3 protein-coding genes are annotated in these 8,883 nt (G+C 58.0%); all 3 read right to left on the bottom strand.

The window, feature by feature from the left end; translation table 11 throughout:
* Positions 1-5,018: RHS repeat protein (locus tag DB354_RS00835; RefSeq protein WP_146180049.1), on the bottom strand; the 5,018-nt coding region annotated here is incomplete at its 3' end.
* A 26-nt stretch (positions 5,019-5,044) separates the two neighbouring features.
* Positions 5,045-7,477: an immunoglobulin domain-containing protein gene (locus DB354_RS00825; RefSeq protein ID WP_107833532.1), complete on the bottom strand. Its 2,433-nt coding sequence runs from the start codon at positions 7,475-7,477 to the stop codon at positions 5,045-5,047.
* On the bottom strand, positions 7,474-8,505 hold the full coding sequence (locus DB354_RS00820; RefSeq protein ID WP_107833531.1) for a hypothetical protein: 1,032 nt from the start codon (positions 8,503-8,505) through the stop codon (positions 7,474-7,476). The genes DB354_RS00825 and DB354_RS00820 overlap by 4 nt, the downstream gene beginning before the upstream one ends.
* Between the last annotated feature and the right edge of the window lie 378 nt (positions 8,506-8,883).

The raw sequence follows: 8,883 nt of genomic DNA, 5'->3' as shown, positions 1-8,883 counted from the left end.
CGGTTGCGCGCGTCATAGCTGTAGGTTTTCATCGCGCCGCTCGGCGAGGGTCCGGTCGTCATGTTCCCGTCAGCATCGCAGATCACCGTCTGGTTGTTCCATTTTGAAAGCTGGTTGTCGGCATCGTACTCCAGCGCATCGGTCGGCAGGCTGAACGCGGCAGGCTTGGGGTGCAAGAACAGCGATTCCACCCGCCCGTCGGCATCATAGCGCAAGTCCTCATAGACCAGCCGCGTCCCGTCGGCCTTATTGTGCTCGATGCGCGTCAGCTGTCCGGCCGCGTCGTAGGTGTTCGAACGACTTGTCCCGTTCGGATACGCAACCCCCGTCACCTGCCCGGCATCGTCATACGTGTACGTCGTGACCCGACTCGCCCAGTCGGTCACCGTCTTGAGCCGCCCGAAGTCGTCGTAGGCGTACGTCACTGTCTTGCCGCCGGGGTAGTGCAGTTTCCACAACTCCCCTGACCCGTAATACTCGTAGGTAAGGGTATTGCCTTCACCGTCGCGATACTCCTTGAGCCGGTTCAGGTTGTCGTACTCCCGGTACGTGGTCTTCCCTGCTTCCGTGACCTCCTTGAGCAGGCCGTTGGGCCAGTAGGTGTAGCTGGTCACTCCCACGCCATCGGTCCGTTCCGTAACGCGCCCTTCCAGGTCGTAGGTGCCGTAGGTACACACCTGATCCGACGGTTCCTTCACGGAGAGCAGCAAGCCGCGCGTGGAGAGCGTCGTCGTTGTCGTCTTCAGCAGAGGCGTCCGCAACTTGATCTCACGCGCATCATCATCGTAAAGCCACGTGAACGTATGCGTCAGCGTGGTCGCACCTGCCGTCTCGAGCCGATTCGAGAGCGACACGCGCCTGCCATCTTTGTCGTAGTCCACCGTGTATGTCTTCAGGTTTGACTCGGAGACCCCCACTCCCACCCCGGTCACCCTGCCGTTACCATCGTATGCGTTGGTCGTGCCAATTCGCAATGGCGTCCATCGCGTCGAAGGCATACCATCCTTGTCGTACCATTGCTCAGTGTACCGATTCAGCGGGTCATATTCCCCAACGACCCTCTGGGCAAGATCCCGCACCAAGGTCGTGGTAGCATTCAGCGCGTTGGTCCGCTTCCACAATATGTGACGCCTCTCCTCATAGGTATTAGTCAGGACCGATACCTGTGCGCTCGACGGCCCCTCCCTAATCTCCAGCAGGTTGCCGAGAGCATCATAACTGAAGTCCCTTTTCCGCGCCGAGGCATCAAGGGTATAGTCAACGTCACCGGCGGCGTCATAGATTGTCTGTCGCTTGTACTCGGTCGTCCCGTCCCACTGCGAGACACTCGTGCACATCCGTCGGTTGTTGTACTCGTATGAGATCTTGACGTTGTTGCGATCGATTGACTCCTCGAGGTCTCCGCGGATATTGTATTTTAGATCTTCGAAACCATCCATAGGGTATGTGATTTTGTCGATGTTCCCGTAGCTGTCATACGAATACGTGTCGACCTCACCTGAATCGTATTGCGGTCGGTGCACCGTATCCAATCGACCTAAGGCATCATACGTATACTCGGTAACAATGTTACCCGGCTGCTTGATGGTTTTCACCGCGTGCTCGGCCGTATAGGTGTAGACCGTCTGCTTACCCTCGAAGTTGCCCACCTTCCAGGGATGCTCTTCCGCGTCGTAGACGATCGCCCGCGTATTTCCTTCGCCATCCGTCTCGGAGGTGAGGAGGTGACTGCTGTTGTAGCCATAGGCTCGGGTCCGCCCCGCCGCGGTCGTGGTTGCTACAACTCGGTCAGCCCCGTCATACACCCAAGTCGCCACATTCCCGAGCATATCCACCGTTTGAACTCGCCGTCCCCGACTATCAAACGTCGTCCACGACGTGTTTTTCCAAGCATCCGCTTCGTGCGCGCGACCAGGTGCGTAACCAAAGTACGTTGGCTTCAGCGCGTCACCCAACGGCTGTTGGGCCCAGACTCGATGAAATATATCGTAGAGGTTAACCACAACAACGCGATCGAGCCCATCCCGGACGCTCAAGATCTCTTGATGCCCGTAAGTGTCCATTTCGAACGAAAGGACTCCTCCATCCGCATCAGTCATATCAAAGGTACTGCCACGTGAATACGCGACGGACCGTCCTGTGCTATCGGTGACAGAAGACAGCGCACCAAGCGTGTACCCAAAGGTCAGCGTGCGGTTGTACGCATCAGTGACCGACGCCAAGCCATTGTCAGCATAGGCAAAGGTACACTCGTTTCCATATTGGTCCACAATTTTGCTCGCGTGGGCATTCGGGCCATCAAACTCGATCGAATTTCCGTGCTTGAACGAGGCGGTAAAGACGCCCTCCGGCGACTTCTCGAGGGCTACGCGGAACCGCGACGGGCTCATATAGGATCCATCTGACAACCGATGGAACTCGATGCGCCGCTGACCCAAAGCGACGGTCACCTTGGCCTTGAGGACCTGCCGGCTCGCCCAGCGCGCAGCGATCACCCTGAGCGCGACCTCCTTGGCGGTCGGAATCTTGGTGACAGTATCCAACAAGTATTGGGCGGTCACCCAATAGGGTGCAATCTCGGCAATTGACGCCGTGCGGATATCAACATCGCTGGCGTGCCGTTCAGTGGCATAGATGTCATATGAATGCGTCCATCCGTACCCAATCTTGGCGGTATTCTGCAAACGCCAGTTGGTAGAGTAGTGCGGCCGGTAATCGAGAGCCATTGGCGCCTCGCCGTTGCCGACCTTTAGGCTAGGTCCATCGTACAGAAAGGCCCCCGTGTACAAATCGACCGGGTCGGCCGCGGTATGCTGCGTAACAGGATCGGAAACTGTGACCGAATTTTGGGCCGCTTGGCTCGGCGCCGACGTCACGTTGTCCTTCCCGCCACCGTTAAAGCCGTTCTGGATAGCCCACGCACCGGAGTGCGCCCAACCGAGCCACCCATCATTAGGTGTGGGCATAATCGGCAGGAACGCCCCACCCCCCTCGAGGCCGTTTCCATCCGAAATGGGAATCACCCGCTCCGACGTTACGAAGGCGATGTTCCCCGCGGTCACATGTTCCACAACTCCAGGAAGAACACCTCCCGCGATCGTTGGCAGTACACTGCCCAAATTGGACGGCGTAAGCCGAAGGATCTTCTTTCCAGAACGCAGAGCAGATTCCAGAACCGCACCGGTCGAGACGCCCGCCCCATCGGATACCTCCTCCAAACACAGATGCTCCGTCGCATTCATCCACGGCACCGTCGATTCCCAGACCGCCCCATAATCGAGCGCACTTGCTCGTATACGCACGCTGGAGTAGTTCGCATGCCCGTCCACCCACCAATTTGTTCCTCTGGCGTGGTAGAACCAGATAGACCCCGTACTAGCTGTTTCGATCCCCGTTATGGCCGAGATCACGCGCCAATAGTTGTCGTCGTGGACGGCCCGCTGCAGGCCAATTACGGCCAGCGTGCGCAACAACGAGGTGTCCGAACTTGCGTCACTCGCGGCCGCTTCCGCTTGAAGCTGAGCCATACGATTACGTTGACCACGGGAAGACGTACCATTCGGCAGAATCAGAGTGAAACCGCTACGGCTGGCGCCGGCCGCGGTCCTAGTTATCGTCTGGGTTGGCTCCTCAGGATAGGTGCGGCTGTGCGTGATCGAAAGCAGGCTCGCCGGGTCAACGGCGCCGACTTCATACATATCCAATACGCCATCTCGGTACAGCGCAGCACGACCATATTTATCGAAACACACATAGAGCAGGTGGTCACTTATGTCGCAAAGGTGATAAGTGACACTGCCTAGGCCGAGAACAATCGTAAGGTCGAGCGACCGGTCCTCTGGAATAGCAGTCCAGCTTGATATCTCTGTGACCCCTGGGGGCGCCGATGTCGGCAGCGCCAAGACCGGCGACTGCGCGAGTATACCGATTCCCAGCATTTCACGCGCATCCTTTCCATGATAGCCTTGCGCAGCGCCGTTAACGAGTGCGGTGGATAGTGAAGAAAGCGCTGCATACATTCCATCAACGTTTACATTAGAAACCTCGTCAGCGGAGGGAACATTCCCGCCCGCCGTCGTGGCGACTGAACTCGCCGAATAGCTCGGGACAACAGATGCCAACGCAACTGGATCAGAACGCACGCTGCGTTTGAATGCGGGATCCAGAACATACGTAATGCCCTCGATCACCGCCTGGACCACCACTCGCCGGATAATCACACTTCCGGCTTTCCGCGTATGCGGTATCCCGAGCTTCGAAAGCGCAGAATCAATCCGGCTTGATTCGCAGTGCCACCAGTCAGCTATCTGCGCATCTGTATACTCAACATCTAGCTCCTTGTAAGAGACATCCGTCGAAGGAACGCCCGCCTGCTTCAGTAATGACACCAACAACACACACTGATCATAGTCATTTCCGCTCAGTTCCATCGCCGTCAGGTGGGCGCCTTGCCGTAGTCCAAAATAGGGCACATACTCAACGGTCGTCAGGACCCAATTGTAGATGGCGAGCGGATCCTCACGTAGGCCGCCCACAATCTCTTCCAGCAGAGGGGTGTCTTGTTCGCCGAGACCGAGCGTGGCGGTCACGGCATAGGCCTGCACGCCGCCAAGGCTCATCCCCAGCACGGCATAGTTCTTCTTTTCCCGCCTGGCACGAAGGGCCGCCTCTCGCTTCGCTTGCGCGTTGCGAACCTTTAGGACATCCCGTCCTTGTATAGGTTTCGCAAATTGTTCGCCCTTTGCTCGCGTGGCATACTTTCCATCTTGGAGCTTTTGGCGCCACGCGCTGCCCTCCGACCAGTCAATGAGTTCAAAGCTCCCAGCGTCGTCAGGCGAGACACTGGCTGCCTTGGCCGTCGTGCTTGGCAGTGCACTCCAGAGTAGCGCCGCTACAACTCCCGTGCCAATGGGGCCTCGGCTAATATGATCCATGACACCGCGGCACGCACGCATGAAGTCTCCAAACCAGCCGCATTTTGGAGCAAAGCACTTCCCCATTGTGAGAGCATCGATCATGGCAGGTTGAGCTAAGTTCCCGGATTTCATGGGTGAGTTGCCTTGATGTTACCTTCTGCGTCGATTTCCGAATATTTCCCTCCCGGTGACTCATCAAGATACCCAAGTTCACTATACTTGAACCTGTGTACCCATACGTCGTCCGCGCTAAGTGGATTCAGGCCCAACGCGACTTCTACCGCGTTCTCCACGCCGTCGTTATCCTCATCGCCTGCCGCCCGTAACACCGTGACGACAACCGCCATCGAGTCCGCATATCCATAGCTGTTCTCAACCCGGCATGAATAGCTACCCGAGTTTCCCACCTGAGCGTTCTGGATCACGTACGTGGCGCTGTTCGCGCCCGGTATCACAACGCCATCCTTCCGCCACTGGTACTGCAGCGGATCGCTTCCCGTCGCGGTTACGGCGATTGCCACCGTACCGCCCTCGATCTTCAACTGTCCCGAAGGTTGACCAGCGATGGTCGGACTCGAGCCGATTGGCGCAAACTCCGCCGTAATCGACATATTTCGAGTTACCGTCACTGACAGCGGCGAGACGCTCCCAGTGGCATCGCCTGACCACCCGTTGAACCGAAACCCGGCGCTGGCGGTCGCCGTAATCGTTGCCGTTGTTCCGCTGTCATACGTCCCTGCACCGGTAACAACACCTCCGGTCGTCGGGCTGGCCGCGACGGCTACGGTGTATTGCGGCGGCGCCGTAACCATGATCGCAATGCTAGCCTCAGCTGAATCAATGTAGTTGATGTCACCCTTGCGAGTGACTGTTACCGATCTCGATCCGATTTCATTGAATACTACCTCGCAAGTGTCACCGCTGCCCTGTGCCGCACCACCCCACATATAACTCCCGGCTCCACTCCCACCGTGGGCCGTGAATTGTATCGACGCCCCTCTTTGCACGGTCTGCGCCCCCGGGGTAATGGACACGGCCGCTTGGGTCGCTTTTTCAATTGTCCAGGAGTATTGGTCATTTCCGGAGTAGCTGCCCGTAGCGGTGGCGTACGCCGTATAGGTCCCTGAGTCAGTCGCGCTATACGCGCCACTCGTGGAGTACGTCGCACCCGATGGCGACACCGACACCGATACCGATTTGGAACTACCGTCGTAGGTGAAAGGACCACCCGAAAACGAGAACGTCGCGGTTCTCCGCGGCACTGTAATCTCATAACGCTGATAATTCACCATGATCCGACCGACGATGGGATCCACCTCATTGCCTTCATGGTTAGCGTCTGCCAGTTGGCCCACAAAGAACGTGTATGTTCCCGGCTCTGTCGTCCAAGGGGAGGAACCCCAGTTAGTCTTGCCCGCCACGTTGTACAGCAGCGCTCCCGTCCCGCTCACGGAGTTGCCGTTGATCGCGGGTGTCCACGACACCCCGCTTTCGACGTTCGGATAGTTCTGACTCGTCGGAGCTGTCATCGGTGCTCGGTTGACCGTTACGGTCACGGTGGCAAAAGCGGAACGCGCGTTCGCTGAGTCCGCTCCGCGCGACCTAAAGTAGTACGTACCGACACTAGGTGGCGTGTAGGTGATGGTGCCGGTTGCACTGCTCCCTGAAATCACCCACGCGGTCGTGCCTGACCAGTTATTCCACCCGCTCGTCCAGTTTGAATTATCAGTGGAGACATCCACTGCTTGGTCGACCAGGTTCCCGTCGGCATCCTGAATCGTGGAAGTCAATGTGATGCTCTGGTTGTAGTAGGGCGAGGCGTTCGACACAGATAGTTCGCTTGTCGGCGGATTGTTCGCCGCCACAACAACCACCAGGTGAAAGCCACTGCCCCAGTCGCCCGTACTGGAATACGCTCCCTGACTATCCTCAGCATCGGTCCAGAAATACCAATCGCCGTCCGTATCGAGCGTCACGTTTCGGACCACCGCACCAGATCCGCCGGATTGCGGGACAAATGCTCCACCGTTATCGAAAAACCCGGTCGTCGCATTCCAGATGTTATAACGAATGCCGCTCAGGTTTCCGTCGGCGTCAGTAGCCGTGTGGCGTACCGTCAGCGCGACCGATCCGCCATAAGGGCGGGTGATCGTCTGCCCCGCGCTTCGTCCGTCGACAGAGATCCCCGGCACGGGAGCCCGGTTCCCGGCGACGACGTCGATGTATTGATAACCAGAGCTGTACTCGCCTTCGTACGACTGGCAATCAGCCAACCAGTAGATTCTACCCGCCGCCGTTTCGTTGCCACTATCGCTCAAGGTGAGCGTGTCCCAGGAATACCCATTCCCGTACTGCTTCGGCGTTGATCCGTTGTACCACAACGTGACGGAATACTGGTAGTCGTATTCGTAGTCGGGTGCCCAGTAAATATCTACGGATACATCGTACGCCGCGCCCACGTTAACCTGGGATGGCGTTGTCCATGTATAGGAGAAGGTCGCCTCCGCGATGTTGGCCGTGAGGGCCAGAATCAGCGCAGCGCCAAGCCAGAACCGTTTCATGACTTGCCTCCTTTCACCGCCAGAACTTCCGAGAGTCTCGACGCCGGGTCGACGTGCCCGTCGACCACTCGGACAATGCCCTCTCGATCGATCACGTAAAGCGATGTGGGAAGCACAAGATGGAGGTCCGTTGCCACCAGTCCGTCCAAGCCTCCTCCGTCATAGACTTGCCAGCCTGGGGCACCGAGCGTTTTGGCGAGGACTTTTGCCTTCTCCTTATCCGGATCGAGGTTGATGCCAATGAACCGAACCTCGCTACCGCGCGCCAGGGATTTGACGAGCCGGATAAACCCCTGATCCGTCGCTGACCACGAATAGACGATCAGCACCTGACCACGTGACTGCGCAACCAGCCGCTCGGCACCGCGAAGGTTCAGCTTGGTTCCGACCAATTTGCTTCGGTCAACAACGCGCTGAGCGCCTTTCTTTATCGCCTCCGATGCGCCCGACTTCAGCAGTTGTTCCGCCAATTCACGCCCGCGCCCTGGTTCCTCGGCTTTCGCAATCGAGAGCTGATACCCATACCCCTCTGGTTCCTTCGGATATGCCGACATAAGACGCTGCGCATGCGCCGCCTGCGCTTTGAGCAGCTCTGACCGCGACAGATGCTGTGCCTGCCCAAAGTCGGCTTGGGCGACGGTGATCTCTAGCCCAAGGCGATCACGAACCGCGTTACCTCCGTCCGCGATATATGCCTCGGCCCGTTTACGCGTCGCGCTCGTGATCTTTCCCTTCGCGACATGGATCAACGCGGTTAACTCGATCGCCTCCGCCGACCGTGCATTGGCGCTCCCTGGAAAATCCTTTCTGTACGCCGCGGCTTTCGACGCGAGCGTCGCCCAGTCCGTCGAATGTGACGCGCCCTTATCCTTACCTGTCTGCTTACCCGGGAGCGCATTCACGATCCCGTTCCACGCCGCTCCGGCATCCTGGACTTGCCCGGAGGCACTAGCCATACCCGCCAACACAGTGGTAGTGAGGATCGCAGTCCTGATCCCGACCGCGAAGATGCGACAGATTGCTTTCATAAATTTGAACGAAGCATCCGACTGCGCACGTCGGATGAGTACCGAACGGGCGGGGAGACGCGCGTGAGGTGTGGTTAACCCAATGGCGCAGGCGAGAACGGCGATTGTTTAATGCTGCTCGCCGCGGGGGGCGGTGGGGTTGCACGGAAGCATTCAGAATCTTAGGCATTATTCAATCCGCAATTGCGTGGCGGCTGAGATATTCGCATTATATTAGCACAAATATTGTGACCTAGTTGCTAGAATCTCTTTGCCTCGCCACTCACTCTACCATGCACGTGGGCGATGCTGGCCGGCGGCGCGCGAGCACGATTCCACATTCCATTATGCCGCCGCCCTCGTGCAGCGTCTCTATTTCCGACATTCGGAGCAATAGAA

The sequence above is a fragment of the Opitutus sp. ER46 genome (assembly GCF_003054705.1).
Classification (GTDB): domain Bacteria; phylum Verrucomicrobiota; class Verrucomicrobiia; order Opitutales; family Opitutaceae; genus ER46.
This window is presented reverse-complemented; position numbering and strand designations above follow the sequence as displayed.